Raw genomic sequence first — 17,623 nt, forward strand, 5'->3', positions numbered from 1 at the left:
TCGTCAGTCCCGGCCCTGGACCGGTACAACGAACGTACTGACCTGCTCCGACCAGGCCCGGTGGTCGAACGAACGGCGGGCCCGTGACCGCGCCGCCTGGCTCATCGCCGTCCACTGCTCGTCGCGCAGCCGCAACGCACGCTGCACCGCCAGCCGGACGTCGTCCGGGCCGTTGCCGTCGAGCACCAGCCCTTCGACACCGTCACGCACATAGTCGGCCAGGTCACTCGTGTGGTTGAGCAGCACCGGGCACCCTGCGGCGAGACTCTCCGGCACCTTGGACGGGAAGCCGTTCGCCGCATAGCCGCCGGTGGGCCGCACCAGCATGGCGAAATGCGACTCGGCAAGCAGGTCCAACACGGTCGCCCGGGGTACCCGGCCGAGGAACACCACCTCGGCGTGGACCGCATCGAGCACCACCGGATCCAGGTCGGACAGGTTCGCCGCGTCGTCGCGGGTGATCCCGGCGATGGTCAGCCGGACCCGCCGCTGGTCCTGCGGTGCCAGTCGGCCGATCCCCGCGACGATCACGTGGAGCATGTCCTTGCGACCCGGCGTACCCGCGTACAGCAGACGCAGGCCGGCGTCGAGCGACGGCGGCCGTGGCGGCGCGAACTCGTCGCAGTCCACCTGCGGTGGCACTACCAGCACGGCCCCGCCGCGCCGCTCGAAGTGCCCGGCCAGGGTGGTGGACACCGCGGTGAACCGGTCGACGAGCCTGGTCGCCAGAAACGTCGACCACCGGTGGCGTACGAAGTAGGGATCGGACCAGCCGCGCCGGAACTGTCGCCGGTCGTGGCGTTCACTGGCGTCGACCACGATCGGGCAGCGCAGCCCGAGACGCAGCACCGCCCAATTGCCGAGCGTCATCATGGCCATCGGCAGCAGGACCACGGAGACGTCGCCGCGGCCGACGCCACGGCGCCACAACGCCCGCAGGACACGGACCGGACGGGCCAGGCGGGCCGACATCCGGCTCAAGTGGTTGGCTCCCCTGATCCGCAAGGTGATCAGTTCGACGCCGCTGGCCCGTGGCCCGTCCGGCGGGAACCGCAGTTCGCAAGGCCAGTCGTTGACCACCAGCGTCGGCCCGCCCTCGCCGGCGGCGCAGCGGGCGAGTTGCAGCAACCGGTTCGAGGTGGCGTCGCCGTACGGAAACGCGTATGCCCCGATCAGCAGCGGTCGTGGCCGACGCCGCCGGTCTGCCGGCCGGTCACCGGGTCGTGGTCCATGCTCGACTGTCCTGGTCTGCTCGGTCATCGGACTCCTTCGGTTCGGGGCCGGACGCGGGCCGGACGCCGTCGGTAGAGCGCCAGGTGGGTTTCGGCCGCAGCGTCGATCGCGAACGCGCTGTGGGCGAAGCGCTCGCCGGCGGTCGAGGGGGTGGTCGCAGCGGTGTACGCGGCCGCGACGAGCGCCGCCTCCGCCCAGTCCGTCGCCGACGCCCCGGGATCGACGATCACGACGCCGGGCAGCCGCTCGTCGATGAACCGCACGCCGGGCAGGTCGCAGGCGACCGTGCCGATACCCAGCGCGACCGGTTCCAGCACCCCGCCGGGCAGCCCTTCCAGGCTGGACGGGTGGATGACCAGGTCGGCCTGTGCGAGCAGGCCGCCCACGTCGTCGCGGGGGCCGAGCAGATGCACCCGGTCGGTCACCCCGGCGGCGTCCGCAGCGGCCCGCACCCGCGCGTCGTCGGCAGGATCACCAGGCCCGACGAGTACGGCGTGCGCGGTCACCCCCCGGTCACCCAGCGCGGCCAGGATCGGCGGCAGCAGCCACCGGCGCTTCTCCGGCGAGGCCCGTCCCACGCTCACGCAGACGACGTCGGCGACGCCAGCTCCGATCGTCGCCCGCAGGTCGTCGACGGACGGTTGACGCAGCCGGTCCAGGTCGAGACCGTTGAGCACCACCTGGCAGCGCGGATCGTCGCGCCAGGCCCGGTGGAAGCCGAAGGTGAGCGAGCCGGGCGACACGCCCAGCACGTCGGTGGCGAAGGTCCGCAGCAGCCGCCCGCCGAGCCACCGTAGGATCCGACGGCGCCGGCTCCTCGGCGCGTTGTCGTCCCCACGGAAGTGCGCGACGCGGCCGGGCACCCCGGCGACCGCGGCGAGGGCGAGCAGCACGCCGGAGAAGTTGGCGCAGTCGACGTGCACCACGTCGGGCCGCAGCTGGCGCAGCAGACGGTGGAACCGGACCGGGAACCGCGTACCGAGCGGTACGGCGGTCACCGAGCCACCGTACCGCTGGACCGTCGCGGCAAGCGGCCCCGGGCCGATGTGGTCGCTGAGCGTGACCAGATGCATCTCCGTTCCGCCACGGACGAGCCGTGGCAGCAGTTCCGCGGTACGGGTCTCGGTGCCGCCGAAGTTCAGTTCGCCCACCACCCGCAGGACGCGGCGGCGGGCCGCACCCGGTGGCGGGACGGCCGGCGGGGGGACGGCCGCCCCACCGCCGTGCGGGTCCGGACGGTCACGGACATCGTCGTGGTCAACCACCAACTCGGACATCGGTTCCCCTTTCGTCGACTGTCGGCCGGACCGCCGTGCCACCGCCAGCGCCCCGGTCGGGCGGGGCGGGGTCGGGCGCGGCGGAAGGCGGGCCGGTGCCCTGGTCGGCCCGGTCGACCACCCGCCAATAGCCGATCACCGCGGCTGGCCAGATGGTGAGCAGGTACGCCACGCAGGCCGCCAGCGGCACGGCCACCAGACCGAGCTGGTGCAGTCCCCAGATCTTCAGGCCGGTCGCCAGGACCAGGAACGCGGCCCAGCCGACGGCCTGCGGCCGGAGCAGACCGGCGCTGTTCTGCACCAGGATCAGCGGCGAGCTGACCGCGACCAGGAAGCACCAGCAGGCGAGTCCGGCGAGGACCGGGACCGGCACCGCGGCACGGTCGACGCCGCCGACCCACAACTCGATCAACGGGTGCCCCCAGCCGACCAGCGCCGCGCCCGCCACCCCGACCACCGTCCCGTAGAGCAACACCATCCGTCGGGTGTGCCGGCGTACCCAGGCCACCTCGCCACGGGCCAACGCCGCGCCGTTCACCGGCCAGACCGTCATGCCGACCAGGCCGACGAAGATGGACAGCACGCCGAAGAGCTTCACCACGACGGCGTAGTGCGCCGCCACGGCGAGTCCGAGGATGTTCGCCACCAGCGGGCTGTCGACGTTGATGGCGATCGACGACATCGTGGTGAGCGCGAAGAACCGCAGGCCGAGCCGGAGCAGGCCGGCCGCGGTCGCCCGGTCGACCAGCCGGGGGCCGGGGCGCTTGGCCGGCTGCTGGACGCCGAAGTAGACCACGGAGTTGACCAGGTTGACGGCGGGCACCGCCAGCACCGCGCAGGCGATCACCGCCAGCGGATCCCATCCACCGCCGATGGCGCACAGCACAGCCACCATGGCCGCCAACGAGCCGGCCGACTGCCAGACGCTGCTCTGCACGACCTGACCGTCGGCGTACTGGATCCGTTGGATCAGCGACAGCGGAATGTTGACGGCGAACGCCCCGAACGACAGCAGGACCACCGTCGACGCCTCGGCGGCGATGCCCGGATCGGTCACCCCGAGAAGCCGGTCCCAGGGCACCAGCGGATTGACCACGAACAGGCCGCCGAGCAGGGCGAGGGCGACCGTACCGACGGTGGCGAACGCGCTGGAGATCTCCCTGGCCTGCTGTCCAACGTCGGTACCGAGCCGGCTGAGCCGGGTGAGCAGTCCGTTGCCCAGGCCCAGATCGGCGAACCAGGCCATCCCGGTGAGCGCGGTGACCGCCATCCACAGCCCGTACCGCTGGTCGCCGAGGTATTGGAAGCAGGCCGGGGTGATGACCAGCGGGGCCGCCATGCCGGTCGCCTTCGCCGCCATGGCCGCGGCGATGCCGGACCGGACGGCACGGTCACGATCCCGGTCACGGCCGTCCGGTCCGGTCCGGTCGGCGGCCCCGGTCACCGACTCGCGACGGGCTCGACGGCCAGCCGACGGGCCATCCACTCGACGGTCGCCCGCAGGCCGTCCCGACGGTCGACCGGGCTGATGCCGGGGAAGAGCGCCCGCAACCTGGCGGTGTCGGCGAGGGAGTGCGCGACGTCGCCGGGACGCGGCGGCGCGTGCTCGCGGTCGATACGCCGGCCGAGCAGTCCGGCGAGGTCGTCGAGGACATCCAGCAGGCTGGCCCGGGCACCGAAGGCAAGGTTGACCGGGTGCGGGTGGTGCACCCGGCGCCGCAGCGCGTCCAGGATGACCGCGCACACCGTACCGACGTAGGTGAAGTCCCGGGACTGGGTGCCGTCGCCGTGCACCAGGGCCGGCTCGCCCCGCAGGGCGGCGTGGACGAACCGGGGGATGACCGCGGCGTAGGCATGGTCGTGCCGCTGCCCGGGGCCGTAGACGTTGAAGAAGCGCAACGCCAGCGTCGGCAGCCCGAACGACGCCTGATGGGCCAGGGCGTACGCCTCGGTGGCGAGCTTGCTGGCCGCGTACGGGCTCATCGGCCGGGCCCAGGTCAGCTCGGTCTTCGGCAGTGTCGGGTTCATGCCGTACACCGACGAGGAGGAGGCGACCAGCAGGTGGGCCACATCGTGCCGACGGGCCGCCTCCAGCACCAGCAGAGTCCCGGTCGCGTTCGCATGGTGGGAGGTCACCGGGTCGCGTAGCGACCGGGGCACACTGGGCAGGGCGGCCAGGTGGACCACGGCCTCCCGGCCGGCCATCACGGCGTCCAGTGCGGCCGGATCGAGGATCGACCCCTCGACGACCTCGACGTCCAACCCGGTGAGGTTGTCGCGCAGTCCGACCGACAGGTCGTCCAGGACGGTGATTTCCTTGACCGCCGGCTCGACCAGCGCGGCACGGGCCAGGTTGGAGCCGATGAAGCCGGCACCGCCGGTGATCAGAACGCGCATGGGACAACTCCTCGCAGTGCCGCCCGGTCATCTGTACATCGAGCCGGCCGAGGATCGGGTAACGGGTCCGTAACGCTTTTTGTCGGAAATATCGCCTCAGATCAGCCGTGTCGCCCCCGTGAGGACCGCCGATCGGCGGCGAGCACCCCCGCCGAACGGCCGGCAGCGCTGTCACGTCACCGACCGAGAAACCGTCCTGAACTGCGAAAAGGCGCACAGTGACAGCAGATCGCGCGGCTCGCCATGGAGGTGCCGAGATGCCCGGACTGACGGTCTACCGGTCGAACGCCCTGATGTCGATCAGGTCGAGGTTCGACGGCACCCGGGACCTGGTGATGCCGGCCAACCTGGCCTACCCCGAGTCCATGGTCGGCATGTGGCACGCGGGCCTGCCCCAGGTCACCCTCGTACCGTCGACCGCCACCGACGCCCAGGTCTGGCCGGTCATGTCGGCGGTGGGCACCCGGATCCACGACACCTCGGACGACAACTGCCCAATCCACACCGGCTGGTCGTACATCGGCGGCAACCACGGCTACAACATCGGCACCCAGGTCGCGGTCACCAACCACGGCAAGACCACCGCCGACCTGGGCTCCCGGTGGACCGACGGAATCCGGACCTTCACCCTGCTCGGCGTGCCGAACCGCAACAGCCTGCTGTTCGGCAACCCGTACACGATCGTCGACGGGGTCGCCCAAGGAGTGCGGGTGCGGCCGGCGGCGGCGCTCACCCACGTCGCCGGGGCGACGAACCGGACCACGGTACCGATCACCTGGTTGACCCCGGACGTCCAGATCCGCCCGGCCACCCACTCCCACACCGTGGTCGTCGACCTCGACGGCCGGCCACTGCCCGACGGCCGGTCCACCGGTGACCAGCTACGGATCCGGGAGTCCTACGTCATCCCCTCGTACCGGGGCATGATCGACACCGCCCAGGCCAACATCGGCACACCGCTCGCCACGATCATGACCCGGATCCCGCCGATGTGTCGGATCGACAACGACTACCGCTGGTCGCCGGGGGGCCTGCTGGTCACCCAGCGGGTGACCGCCATGGACCGGTTCATCCTGAGCACCGGGGTCACCCAGTGCTCGGCGCTGACCGTGCCGGCGGGCGGCAGCCGCCGGCAGTTCATGCCGAACGTCGAGGTGGCCGGGACACTCAACTGGTCGACCTGGGCACGGATCGACACGATCACCGCGATCACCGACATCACCCCGGCGAGTCTGCGGGACCCGACGATGCCGGCGGCCAGCATGATTCAGTGGGCGATCAGCGGCGGTCGGGCCCAGCTGTGGGGAATCGCCGCCGGGCTGCTGCCGGTCGACGACGGACAGCCGGCGACCAGGGTGCGGTACACCACGGCGAAGAGCTGGTTCGTCTCGTCCAGTCTGAAGAAGAACTACCCGCAGCTGGTGTGGGGTCGCGAGCTCTGGCCGGGACAGACGGTCACCGGTACCGCGTACCGCCGCTATCTGGCACCGCCGTCGGCCGCCACCGAGCTGGTCGTCTCGGACGGTAGCCGTGACTTCGTGATCATCGAACGGGTGGGTGCCGTCGCCGCCGCCCGGATGTCCGCGCCGGAGCTGTTCCACCGCCGGCTGGTCCCGGTCGGACCGACGAACCTCGCCGTCGCGGAGCGGGTCCCGGCCGACGGCATCGCCTACCAGGTGCCGGTCTCCCCCGGGTACGGCATGTGGCGGGCGGATCCCGATCAGGCCAGCCCGCAGCCGCTGCCCGGAGCCACCTCCGGGATCGGCAGCTACTTCCTGCCGTTGGCCGGTCCGACCGGGACCACCACCTGCACCGGCGTGTTCCAGCGGCTGCTGCTGCACCCGATGTACCTGGCCGAGGCCGCCCGGGTCGACCGGGTGTGTGTGGAGGTGACGGCGGCCGGCAGCGGCTGGTTGCGGCACGGGGTGTACGCCCACGACCCGACGACCGGCCGACCGGCGTCCCAGGGGCCGATCGCCGACTTCGGCGCGCTCGGCGTGGCAACCGCCGGGATCCGGGAGTACGTGCTGATCACACCGGTGACGCTGCCCGCCGGCTGGCACTGGTACGCCGTCGTGTGGCAGGGCTCCGCCACCACCCCGCCCACCCTGCGGACCAGTCAGGTCGGCGGTGCCACGGCGTTGAACATCGGCACCAGCCCGGCGGCGATGACCGCTGACCGGTTCGGCTACCAGATGTCCGGTGTGGCTGGTCTGCTCGGGCCGGTCACCGTCGCCGACGTACACCAGATCCCGCCGCCGCGGATCGCCTACCGGCGGGCCTGATCACCGCGCCGGCACGCCGTATATCCGCTTCATCTCCGCATGCTTGGCGGCCACCGGAAGGTGCCCGATGCCCAGCGACTTGGCCTGCAGCCGGCGCAGATAGTCGTCGGTGGTACGCAGCGGTCGGGCCGGCACCCCCGCCGCCACCGTGTTGTCCGGGATGTCGCGGGTGACGACCGAACCCGCGCCGATGACGCACCGGTTGCCGATGGTCACCCCGGCCAGGATCATCGACCGCATCCCGATGTAGACGTCGTCACCGATGACGATCGGAGCCGTCCAGTCCAGCTCGGGATGCTCCTTGCGGAGGATCAGGGTGCCCCCGTCATGGGTGACGAACTGCACCCCGGAGGTGATGTAGACGTTGTCGCCGATCGTGATCAGCCATGGCTCCGAGCCGAACATCGCCCGGTTCACGCCGTAGAACCGCACCCGGCCGGTCAGGTTGACCCCCAACGATCTGACGAACGCCTCAGGGTCACGGCTGGCCGCCAGATGGTCTCGCACCCGCCGGACGATGGTACGAACACGACTGGACACACCCGGTGCAACGAGCCTGGCGCCACACCGGTGACGGTGGGTCACCGGCAGAAGTGGCGGGCGTGGTCGAGGACGTTGAGTTCGCGCACCTGCCGCCGCCAGAGCCGGTACCGCTGCCCCGCCGTCACCTTCGCCGCGGCCCGCTCACCCGCCGGCCGACCGGCCAGCTCGTTTACCACCTCGGCAAGCGCCGACACCGTCATCGGCCGGACCACCGCCCCGCCGGCGCTGGAGATCAACTCACTGAACGGGGTCCGGTCCGAACATACGACCGGACAGCCGGCCGCCAGGCTCTCCAGGATGACGTGTCCGAAGTTCTCGCCCAGGGTCGGGAACAGGAATGCGTCGTACCGGGCGAAGGTCGACAGCACCTCGTCGGCCGGCAGCTCGCCGTGGTACCGCACCCGGACGTGGTTGGGCATCGTCGCGATGAGTTGTTCGCACCGCGCCCAGTACGGCTCGTCCTCGTCGGGCCCGAAAATGTCGAAATCGACCGACCGGGTCGCCCGAGCCACCGCCGCCAACGCCGTGACCAGGTTCTTCATCGGTGAGATCCGGCCGATGAAGACCAGCCGCAACGGACCGTCGTGCGCCACGACCGGTGGCGGCGGACGGTCCGGAATCGGGCACTCGTTGCCGTTGACCATCACCCGGGCCCAGGGCAGCACCGCCGCGATCTGATCCGCCTCCAGTTGGCTGCACGCCTGCCACCGCACGCCGAGCCGACGCAGCAATGGTGCCCAAACCGCCAGGAAGAGCCGCTTCTTGCCGGCTTTGATGGCCAGCGCGGCAGGGGCCAGTTCGCCGCGCGGGGCGATCATGATCGCCGGTACCCGCAGCAGTCGCAGGGCCACCGCAAGGATCGGGACCACCGAGAACACCGACCAGAGGCTGTTGACGTACAGCAGATCGGCCGGCCGCGACCGGATCTGCCGCAGCAGCCGCAACCACTGCCGAGGGCGCACCGGGTCGAGATAGAACACCGCGGACCGGGCGCCGCGGTGGACCAGTTCGCCGGACAGCCCCGGGTACCGGTCGGTCGCGTGCAGGTCCCGGTCCCGGGTGACCAGGGTGACGTCGAGGTCGTCGGGCAGGGTGTCCAGGATGAAGCGCAGCGACCGGATCGGGCCACCGCCCCGGAACCCCGGCTCGAACACCGCAGCGGTGGCGAGGATCCGGAAAGTGGTGGTCGTCGCCACGTCGGCGGCGCTCTGCCGGGTCGCCGGCCCACCGGCGGCGGGGCGGTCCCGGGTCGTCGTTTCACGCACTGTCGGCTCGGCCTTCGATTCGTACGGCTGCCGCACTCAGCGACGCAGCCCGGCCCACTCGTGGTGGCGCCGCACGGTGGACAGGATGAAGTCGACGACCCGCCGTGAAGTGTCGGGCACCTGGTAGTCCGCCGGGCAGGGCACCCCGGCCGAGGCGACCTGCTCGATGGTCGCCCGGACCGCCTCGACCGCGCCGGCCGGGTCCAGCCCGGTCATGATGATGCCACCGGCGTCCAACGCCTCCGGACGTTCGATCGACTCCCGCAGCGTCACCGCCGGAAAGCCCAGGATCGCCGCTTCCTCGCTGATCGTGCCGCTGTCGGACAGCGTGCAGCGGGCAGCGCACTGCAGGCGTACGTAATCGAACAGCCCGAACGGCTCGTGGAAGGTGATCCGGTCGAGGCTGGTTGGGTCGGTGGCCAGGGCCTCCAACCGTTTGCGGGTACGCGGATGGGTGGAGACCAGCACCGGCAGCGCCCACTCGTCGCGTATCGCCCGCAGACAGTCGAGCAGCCGGCGCAACCGGTCCGGCCGGTCGACGTTCTCCTCACGATGGGCGCTGACCACGAAGTACCCGCCGGCGGCCAGCCCGAGCTGGTCGAGCACGGTGGACCGGGCGATGTCCTGCCGGTAGTGCTCCAGCACCTCCCGCATCGGTGAGCCGGTGTGCAGGATGCGGCGCGGATGCAGTCCTTCGGCGATCAGGTTGCGGCGGGCGTGCTCGCTGTAGACCAGATTGAAGTCGGAGACGTGGTCGACCAGGCGGCGGTTCGTCTCCTCGGGCACGTTCAGGTCGAAGCACCGGTTGCCGGCCTCCATGTGGTAGACCGGCACCCGCATCCGGCGGGCCATCAGGGCGGCGATGGCGCTGTTGGTGTCCCCGAGCACCAGCAGGGCGTCCGGCCGGCAGTCGTCGAGTGCTGCCTCGATACCGACCAGCACGCCGCCGAGCACCCGGCCGAGCGAGGTGGTGTCCACCCCCAACGACCGGTCCGGCGGGCGCAGCCGCAGCTCGGTGAAGAAGACCTCGGAGAGGAACGGATCCCAGTTCTGCCCGGTGTGTACCAGGACATGGTCGACGGTGCGGTCCAGCCGGTCCATCACCCGGGACAGCCGGATGATCTCCGGCCGGGTGCCGACGACCGTCATCACGCGGGTCATGACCGGCTCCATTCATTTGCCGACTCGGGGCGTACACCTACTACCAGCACGAAAACGGGCAATCTCCGCACACCATAGCGGAACATCGAGGCATCGGTGACGGGCCGGCCGAATCCGAACCGTGGCACCCTGGCCCGTTCGTACTGTCGCCCACCTGACAGCAGAACCTGTTGGTCGGAGCGGACCGCCGCTCTCCCAGTTGTTGTCCGACAACCGTCGGGCACATCGAGAGGAGCAGCGGACCATGAGATCCGAATCCGTACGCGGCACGCTGAGCCGCGTACTCACCGCACTGGTGATCGTGGCGACGGCGGCCACGCTCGCCGGTGGGGCGACGACCCCAGCGGCGGCCCACCCGGGCCTGCCCTCGACCGTCTTCGACCCCGACGAGGTGGGCTGGGCGTCGGTACGGGACATGACCCCGGCCGACTTCCAGGTGCGCTTCGACGAGTACGCCGCCGCCGGCTACCTGGTCGTCGACCTGGACGTGGACGTAACCGACGACGGGCGGCGCATCGGCGCCGCCTTCCAGCGCAACCTCGACGGACGGGGCTGGCTGGTACGCACCAGGCTGACCAGGACCGAGTTCGACGACCTGTTCGTCTCGGCGGCGGACGACGGGATGCGGCTGGTCGACTTCGAGACCTACGTCGAAGGCGGTGCCCGCTACTACGCCGGCGCCTGGGTGCGCAACTTGGAGGGCTACGGCTGGTCGATGAAGTACAACCTGACCGCCGCGGAGTTCACCGCGTACTACACGGAGCAGCGACGCACCCGGATGCCGGTCGACGTCGACATCTACCCGACGGGTGCCGGCACCAGGTACGCACTCGTCTGGGTGGACAACGCCGAGAACCTGGACTGGCGGCTGCTCGGCGGCATCACCCGCACCGAGTACCAGGACGCGGTCGACGCCTACCAGATCGTCTACCGGTCGCTGGTGGTCGATTCGGCGCTCACCACCGTCGGGCAGCGGTACGCCGGGATCTGGGTGGAGAACGCCAACCACCGCCGCTGGTGGGTACGCAGCGATCTGACCCGACAGGAGTACGTCAACTGGTGGCACCGGTACGCCGACGAGGGATACCGGGTGATCAACTTCGAGCGGTACGAGACCGCCAAGGGAACCCGGTACGCCGGCGTCTGGCGGCAGAACTCCGACCGGCCGGGCTGGAAGCTGCGCCGGTCAGTGGACAATCTGGTCCAGGGCGAGGCGAACAGTCTGAACATGCCGGGCATCGCCGTGGCGGTGATGCAGGACGGTGAGTTCAGCTACCTGCGCGGGTTCGGGCACGCCAACATCGACGACGATGTGTGGCTGGACTCCGGGCACGTGCTGCGGATCGCGTCGGTGTCCAAGGGAATCGGCGGGGTGCTCACCATGCGGGCGGTAGAGGACGGGCAGATCGACCCGGCCGACGACGTACGCGATCACATCCCCGGGCTACCCACTCACCACGCGTACACGGTGGAGCAGGTGGCCAGCAACCGGGCCTGTGTGCGGCACTACGCGGGCACGGAGGCCGACGACGGCGCCGACCCGGCCGACGTCGCGCAGTGGCAGGCCGAGGACACCGATCTCAGCACCACCTGGTACGCCAACGCCACCGCGGCCGCGGCCGAGTTCTGGGACTCCGGCCTGGTCTGCCCGGTCGGCGACCCGCACTACAGCACCCACGGCTACACCATCCTGGGCGCGGCGTTGGAGAGCGCGACCGGCACCCCGGTGGCGGAGCTGACCGAGTCGGAGTTGACCGGCGCGTTCAACCTGGGCACCCTGCGGCCCGAGGACCTGTCGGACACCTCGGTACGGCGGAGCACCTTCTACGACGGCGCCAACGACGAGTACGGCGGCGACGAGGTGAGCTGGAAGGTCCTCGGCGGCGGGATGGAGTCCTCGGTCGCCGACCTGGCCCGGTTCGGCGACAAGCTGATCGACGGCGAGATCGTCGGCCCGGACTCGCTCGACGCGATGTGGGTCGACACCGGGTGGAGCTACGCGTACGGGTGGTCGATCAGCACCGAGGACGGGCACCGGCGGATCGGCAAGACCGGTGGCGCCAACGGCTCCACCGCGTACCTGCAGATGTACCCGGACGACGGGATCGTGGTGGCGGTGCTGATGAACCGGGCCGACGGGGTCGCCGGCGAGAATCGGGCCGGCGTGCTCGGCTCCGAGATCGGCACGCTGGTGCTGAACACGCTGCCCTGACCGGTGTCGGATCCCCGGTCCGCGAGATGCCCGAGCGGCGTCCGGCGGGCCGGGGATCCGGCGTCACCGCCGGTACGTCGAGCGGCCGGTGACCGGCGACTTTCCCTCGATCAACATTTGGTCGGGACTGGGACAGCAGGGTCACCCGGCGGGCGAAGTCGCGGGCGGACAGCGGCGCCGCGTCCTCGAGGTCGCCGTTAGGTGAGGCTACCCTTGCACCCGTCTGACCTGCGGGTCCGCGACGTCGTCGCCTTTGGGTGCCACCCGCACCGGCGCCGGTTCAGCCCGTTCACCGACACCGACCAGGCGATGGTCGACCACGCCATGGAGCACCGGCACGCCGTACTGGTGCCGGCGGCGGGTCTGGTCGGCGCGCTGACGGTCATCCTGGCCGACGGGTGATCCGCGCCCTACTCGGCGCGGACCGGGCGGGCCAGGTGCCGACCGGGGTGGCCACCACCCTGGTCGGGGCCGTCCTGCTCATCGTGCTGGCCCGCGTGCGCGATAGCGGCCCGACCCGACGACCACCGGGAGCCGGATGGGGCCGCAGGGGCGTCGCCGGTACTGGACGGTGCTGGCGGTCGTCGGCGCGACCGCCGTCGGCACCGGCCTGCTCGGGCTGCTCGCCGGCAACACCTGGCTGCTCACCGGCGACATCGTGCTCTGGCTGACCAGCGAAGGGTCGCCGGTGGTCCGCTTCGCGCTGGACGAACGGGCGCCACGGGTGGCGGCGGCGCTGGCCGCCGGGGCTGCCCTCGCGCTGTCCGGTTCCCTGGTCCAGGCGACCTGCCGCAATCCGCTCGCCGAGCCGGGCATCCTGGGCATCACCGGCGGCGCCGGGCTGGCCGCAGTGGTCGTGGTGACCGGCGGTAACGCGACGATGATCGCGGCCGCCACCGGCGGCGTGCTGGCCGCCTTCGGCCTGGTCTACTCGGTGGCCTGGCGGGGTGGGCTGCACACCGACCGGCTGGTCCTGGTCGGCGTCGGCGTCTGGTACGCGGCGACCGCCCTGACGACCTATCTGCTGGTGCGGTCGAATCCGTGGGACACGCCGAAGATCTACACGTGGCTGTCCGGCACGACGTACGGCCGCAGCTGGACCCAGGTGGTCCCGGTGGTGCTCGCCCTGCTGGTGGCGCTGGCCGCCCGCCGGGAACTGGACCTGCTCGCCATCGACGAGGACACGCCCCGGATCGTCCCGGTCGCGGTGCTGCTCGGTGCGGTCCTGCTCGGACTGGCCGGCACCGTGGGCCGTACCGTCGTCGCGCCGGCGCAACTGCCGGCCGGACTGGCCGTGGCGCTGATCGGTGCCCCGTACATCGTCTACCTGCTGGCCCGGTCCCGGGCCTGATCCCGGCGGACCCGGACAGGTTCAGCCGCCACTGTGGTCACGGCTGGTCACCCACGTCCTTCCACCACCTTCTGTCAACACTGGCAAAAGTCTGGAATAAACCACCGAAAGATGTAGACACCTCGATCCCAAGTCCGCTAGCCTCCAAATCACCGAGGCATTCGGTTAGGTAACCAAACAGTTTGGCTGCCCCGACCGGACGCCGTCGGGCGGGCACGGCACCCGCCCGACGGCGACAACCTCGCCGGGGCCGTGGCACCCCCCGGAAACACTGGACGCATCCGATCGGCGCGGCGGCGCGCGCCTGCACCCCCGTCGCCCTACTCATCCCTGGCCAGCCAGGACAGTCGTCACCTGTCGGACCCGCCCGGACGTTTCCCGTCACCCCACCACCCGCACACCCGGTATCACCACCGCACCCACCCGGCGTCGGCCGCCTACCCCGGGTGCCGGTGAAGCGTGGCCGCACCCGTACCCCCACTGGTGCAGTCGCCACGCGCCCGGATCACCCCGGCCTGTGGCCGACCATGCGCCGAGTCCGTCCGAAACGGACCGGTCTGTGATGAAAGGTACGCAGATGACAGTCAACCCTGACCAACACGGCGGAGCTGTCCGCCCGAGCAGAGCACCGACCCGACCGAGACGGTCGCTGACCGCGCTGGCGGCCGTGGTCGGCATGGTCCTCGCCAGTACCTTGGCCGCAGCTCCGGTCAACGCCCGCCCGACCCACGGCGGTCCGCCCGAGTACCGGGCCGCCCAGGTGCTGACCTGGACCGCCGGCAACGACGTCACCGCGTACACCTCGGCGCCGACCACCGCCGAGCCCGGCCCGGCGACACTGGTCTTCGAGAACAGTGCCGCGACCGGCAACACCAGCGGCATGCAGCACACGCTCACCTTCGAGACCGGGGACCCGACCTACAACCAGGACGTGAACGTCAACATCCTGGCCGACCCGTACGACGCCAACGGCGGCCTGTGGACGGTCGACGTGGTACTCACCCCGGGGACGTACCGGTACTTCTGCGCCATCCCCGGCCACGGTCTGATGAACGGACTGCTGGTGGTCAGCGACGACAGCACCGACGACACCACCGCACCCGAGGTGACCGCGGCGCTGTCCGGGCCGCGCGACGACGACGGAGCCTACCTCGGCGCCGCCACCGTCACCCTCACCGCCACCGACGACATGTCCGGTGTCGACACCATCGAACACTCCCTCGACGGCGGCGAGTTCAGCGAGTACACCGCACCGGTCACCGTCAACGAGCCGGGCCAGCACACGGTGGCCTACCGGGCGACGGACATCGCCGGCAACACCTCGGACCCCGGGTCGGTCACCTTCACCGTCGCCCCGCCGCCGGACCCGGACACCACCGCACCCACGGTGACCTCGTCCGTGTCCGGCGCGCAGAGCGCGGACGGCTCCTACCTCGACACCGCAACGGTCACCCTGGTCGCGACCGACGACGACTCCGGGGTCGCCAGCGTCGAGTACTCAATCGACAGCGGTGCCTACACCGACTACACCGCCCCGGTGACGGTGAACAGCCCGGGTACACACACGGTCAGCTACCGCGCCACCGACGAAGCCGGCAACACCTCCGACCCCGGGTCGGTCACCTTCACCGTGGTCGCCGGCGGCGGCGATCCGCAGTGCCCGGTGCTGGACACCCGCCCGACGGTCTGGCTGGGCACCCGCAACAGTGCGGTGCCCAACCGGCAGGTGGGTCCCGGTTGCACCATCAACAACCTGATCGCCAGCGAACGGATCTGGCGTAACCACAACGAGTTCATGCAACACGTCCGCGCGGTGGTCAAGAATCTGCGCGAACAGGGTGTCATCAGTCAGGCCGAACGGGTCACCCTGATCGACACGGCCAAACTGTCCGCAGTCGGCAAGTCGGACGCGCACACCGGCTACCAGTCGATCCTCAACCGGTCGGGCACGTCGTTCCAGCAGTGGGAGCAGGTCGGCGCGGGCGGTTTCACCCGCAACGCCGACGGCTCGATCACCAGCCGGCCGGTCGCCGGGCTCGGCCTGCTCTGGTTCCCGATCCGCACCTACGGCGACTTCTCGATGAAGCTGCAGTGGCGCGACGACGCACCGGGCGACGCCCGGGCCAACAGCGGCGTCTTCGTCCGGTTCCCCGCCGTGCATCAGCATCCGCAGGAGCCCCGGCCGGAATGGGTGGCCATCAAGTACGGCCACGAGGTGCAGATCTTCGACAGTCCGGACGGCGACCGCTACAAGACCGGTTCGGTGTACGGGTTCGGCGGCGTCGACGTCGACGCCGCCGGGGTCACCCCGAAGGGCACCTGGAACGACTACGAGATCCGGGTGGTCGGCCAGCACTACTCAATCTTCCGTAACGGGGAGCTGGTCAACGAATTCGTCAACACCCCCGACCTGGTGTTCGACCCGCCCCGGGCCGACGACCCGGGCGGCGCCGGCCGGCAGCGCGCCGAAGGCTACCTCGGCCTGCAGGTGCACGGCGCCGACGACATCGTCAGCTTCCGCAACGTCCGGGTCGCCCCGCTGACGCCGTGAGCGACCGGGGCCACGACGGACACACCACCACACCCCCGACCGGCGATGACCGGCCCGACGAACAGGAACGGACGTTGAACGATACGACAGATCTGAGCACCGGCCCGACCGACGAACCGGCCAGACCGGGCGGCCCGCTCGGCAACGGCGTGGGCCGGGCCCTGGTGGTCCTGGCGGTCCTGGCGGTCACCTTCGCCAGCGCCGGCGCCGCGTACGCCGTCAACCACCGTGCCACGGACCAGGTCGCGGCGGTCGAGCCGGCCGACGGCGTGGTGCCCGAGGGCTGCGTGGCGCCCGACCGGGAGCTGCAGCTGTACGCCGTGGAGCTGCCCCGCGACCCGGTGACCAACCAGATCCGGCTGGGCTACGGCCTGACCCCGCAGACCGCTTCCTACCCGGGCCCGACGATGGAGATGATCGAAGGCGAGTGTCTGGCGATCACCCTGCACAACCAGGTGACCGCCGAAACGCTGGGACAGCTGCGGACCGATCCGGAGCACCCGCTCGGCGTCTCGCTGCACGCGCACGGGGTGAAGTACACCCAGGACTCCGACGGCACCGTACACAGCGGGTCCTATGTCGGGCCGGGCGAGTCGCGGACCTACACCTGGTACGCGAAGCCGCGCAGCTCCCGGACCGGGTCGCCGGGCACCGCCGGCTACTGGTGGTACCACGACCATGTGGTCGGCGGCCCGCACGGCACCCAGGGGATCGGCTCGGGCCTGTTCGGCGGCCTGGTGGTACGCCGGCAGGGCGACCCCCGCCCGGACCGGACCTACGTGACCGTCTTCGGCGACCGCCAGTCGATCAACCTGCGCCGCGGGGCCGCGACCGACGACTGCGACCTGGACAACCCGGTGCCCGGCCCGGCCTGCTTCGTCGCGAAGGTCGGCGAGCGGGTCGAGTTCATCGTGGTCGGCACCGGGGACGACATGCACACCTGGCACGTCCACGGGCACTCCTGGGCGGACACCCGCACCGGCGTGGTCGCCGGCGACAACAAGGCGATCGTCGACTCCATCCCGGTGATCGACAACAAGACCCTCGGTCCCGGCGACTCGTTCGGCGTGACCATCGTCGCCGGCGACTCGGTCGGACCGGGCCACTGGATGCTGCACTGCCACATGCAGTTCCACTCCGACCTGGGCATGGCCACCACCCTGCACGTCCTCGACGAGAACGGACAGATGCCGCCCGGCGGTCACCAGCACCGGGCGGTGCTCGCCCAGTCGGGTGTCGACGTCGGCGGCGAGCCGGCCATCGACATCCAGGCCGGTGCCGGACACGACGGCCACCAGAACTGACCCGTCCCAGCCACCCCCACCCCGGCGCGCTCCGCGCCGGCCGC

13 protein-coding genes are annotated in these 17,623 nt (G+C 71.0%); 6 read left to right on the forward strand and 7 right to left on the reverse strand.

All coding sequences use genetic code 11. The annotated features are described in order from the left end of the window. Positions 1–3 precede the first annotated feature (3 nt). From ACFHWT_RS08950 to ACFHWT_RS08965, 4 genes are read right to left on the reverse strand one after another with little or no spacing between them, the layout of a single operon-like run. Positions 4–1,260: a glycosyltransferase family 4 protein gene (locus ACFHWT_RS08950; protein ID WP_416594123.1), complete on the reverse strand. Its 1,257-nt coding sequence runs from the start codon at positions 1,258–1,260 to the stop codon at positions 4–6. Further along, positions 1,257–2,510: a glycosyltransferase gene (locus ACFHWT_RS08955; protein ID WP_416594124.1), complete on the reverse strand. Its 1,254-nt coding sequence runs from the start codon at positions 2,508–2,510 to the stop codon at positions 1,257–1,259. Before ACFHWT_RS08955 ends, ACFHWT_RS08950 begins: the two co-directional genes overlap by 4 nt. Next, entirely contained in the window at positions 2,491–3,954 is a 1,464-nt protein-coding gene (locus tag ACFHWT_RS08960; RefSeq protein WP_416594125.1) for a lipopolysaccharide biosynthesis protein, read from the reverse strand. Before ACFHWT_RS08960 ends, ACFHWT_RS08955 begins: the two co-directional genes overlap by 20 nt. After that, positions 3,951–4,907: an NAD-dependent epimerase/dehydratase family protein gene (locus tag ACFHWT_RS08965; RefSeq protein ID WP_416594126.1), complete on the reverse strand. Its 957-nt coding sequence runs from the start codon at positions 4,905–4,907 to the stop codon at positions 3,951–3,953. The genes ACFHWT_RS08960 and ACFHWT_RS08965 overlap by 4 nt, the downstream gene beginning before the upstream one ends. Before the next feature lie 257 nt (positions 4,908–5,164). Between ACFHWT_RS08965 and ACFHWT_RS08970 the strand changes: the two genes are divergently transcribed. Next, complete coding sequence (locus ACFHWT_RS08970) at positions 5,165–7,192, forward strand: hypothetical protein (protein ID WP_416594127.1); 2,028 nt, start codon at positions 5,165–5,167, stop codon at positions 7,190–7,192. On the opposite strand, the gene ACFHWT_RS08975 is transcribed toward ACFHWT_RS08970, so the two are convergent. From ACFHWT_RS08975 to wecB, 3 genes are all read right to left on the reverse strand, one after another. Beyond that, entirely contained in the window at positions 7,193–7,699 is a 507-nt protein-coding gene (locus ACFHWT_RS08975) for an acyltransferase (protein ID WP_416594128.1), read from the reverse strand. Positions 7,700–7,773: 74 nt separating this feature from the next. Next, positions 7,774–9,000, reverse strand: coding sequence for a glycosyltransferase family 4 protein (locus ACFHWT_RS08980; protein WP_416594130.1), 1,227 nt, complete (start codon positions 8,998–9,000; stop codon positions 7,774–7,776). Between the two features lie 36 nt (positions 9,001–9,036). Then, positions 9,037–10,161, reverse strand: a complete 1,125-nt coding sequence (gene wecB, locus ACFHWT_RS08985; RefSeq protein ID WP_416594131.1) for a non-hydrolyzing UDP-N-acetylglucosamine 2-epimerase — start codon at positions 10,159–10,161, stop codon at positions 9,037–9,039. A gap of 244 nt (positions 10,162–10,405) precedes the next feature. Between wecB and ACFHWT_RS08990 the strand changes: the two genes are divergently transcribed. From ACFHWT_RS08990 to ACFHWT_RS09010, 5 genes are all read left to right on the forward strand, one after another. Then, positions 10,406–12,373: a serine hydrolase gene (locus ACFHWT_RS08990; RefSeq protein WP_416594132.1), complete on the forward strand. Its 1,968-nt coding sequence runs from the start codon at positions 10,406–10,408 to the stop codon at positions 12,371–12,373. Between the two features lie 213 nt (positions 12,374–12,586). Continuing rightward, a complete protein-coding gene (locus ACFHWT_RS08995) occupies positions 12,587–12,775 on the forward strand; it encodes a hypothetical protein (protein WP_416594133.1) in 189 nt (62 codons plus the stop codon). Between the two features lie 136 nt (positions 12,776–12,911). Then, a complete protein-coding gene (locus ACFHWT_RS09000; RefSeq protein WP_416594134.1) occupies positions 12,912–13,724 on the forward strand; it encodes an iron chelate uptake ABC transporter family permease subunit in 813 nt (270 codons plus the stop codon). Positions 13,725–14,301: 577 nt separating this feature from the next. Further along, on the forward strand, positions 14,302–16,275 hold the full coding sequence (locus ACFHWT_RS09005) for an OmpL47-type beta-barrel domain-containing protein (RefSeq protein WP_416594135.1): 1,974 nt from the start codon (positions 14,302–14,304) through the stop codon (positions 16,273–16,275). Positions 16,276–16,349: 74 nt separating this feature from the next. Further along, positions 16,350–17,579: a multicopper oxidase domain-containing protein gene (locus tag ACFHWT_RS09010; protein ID WP_416594136.1), complete on the forward strand. Its 1,230-nt coding sequence runs from the start codon at positions 16,350–16,352 to the stop codon at positions 17,577–17,579. Positions 17,580–17,623: the final 44 nt, after the last annotated feature.

Source organism: Micromonospora sp. LOL_021 (assembly GCF_048060215.1).
GTDB lineage: Bacteria > Actinomycetota > Actinomycetes > Mycobacteriales > Micromonosporaceae > Micromonospora_E.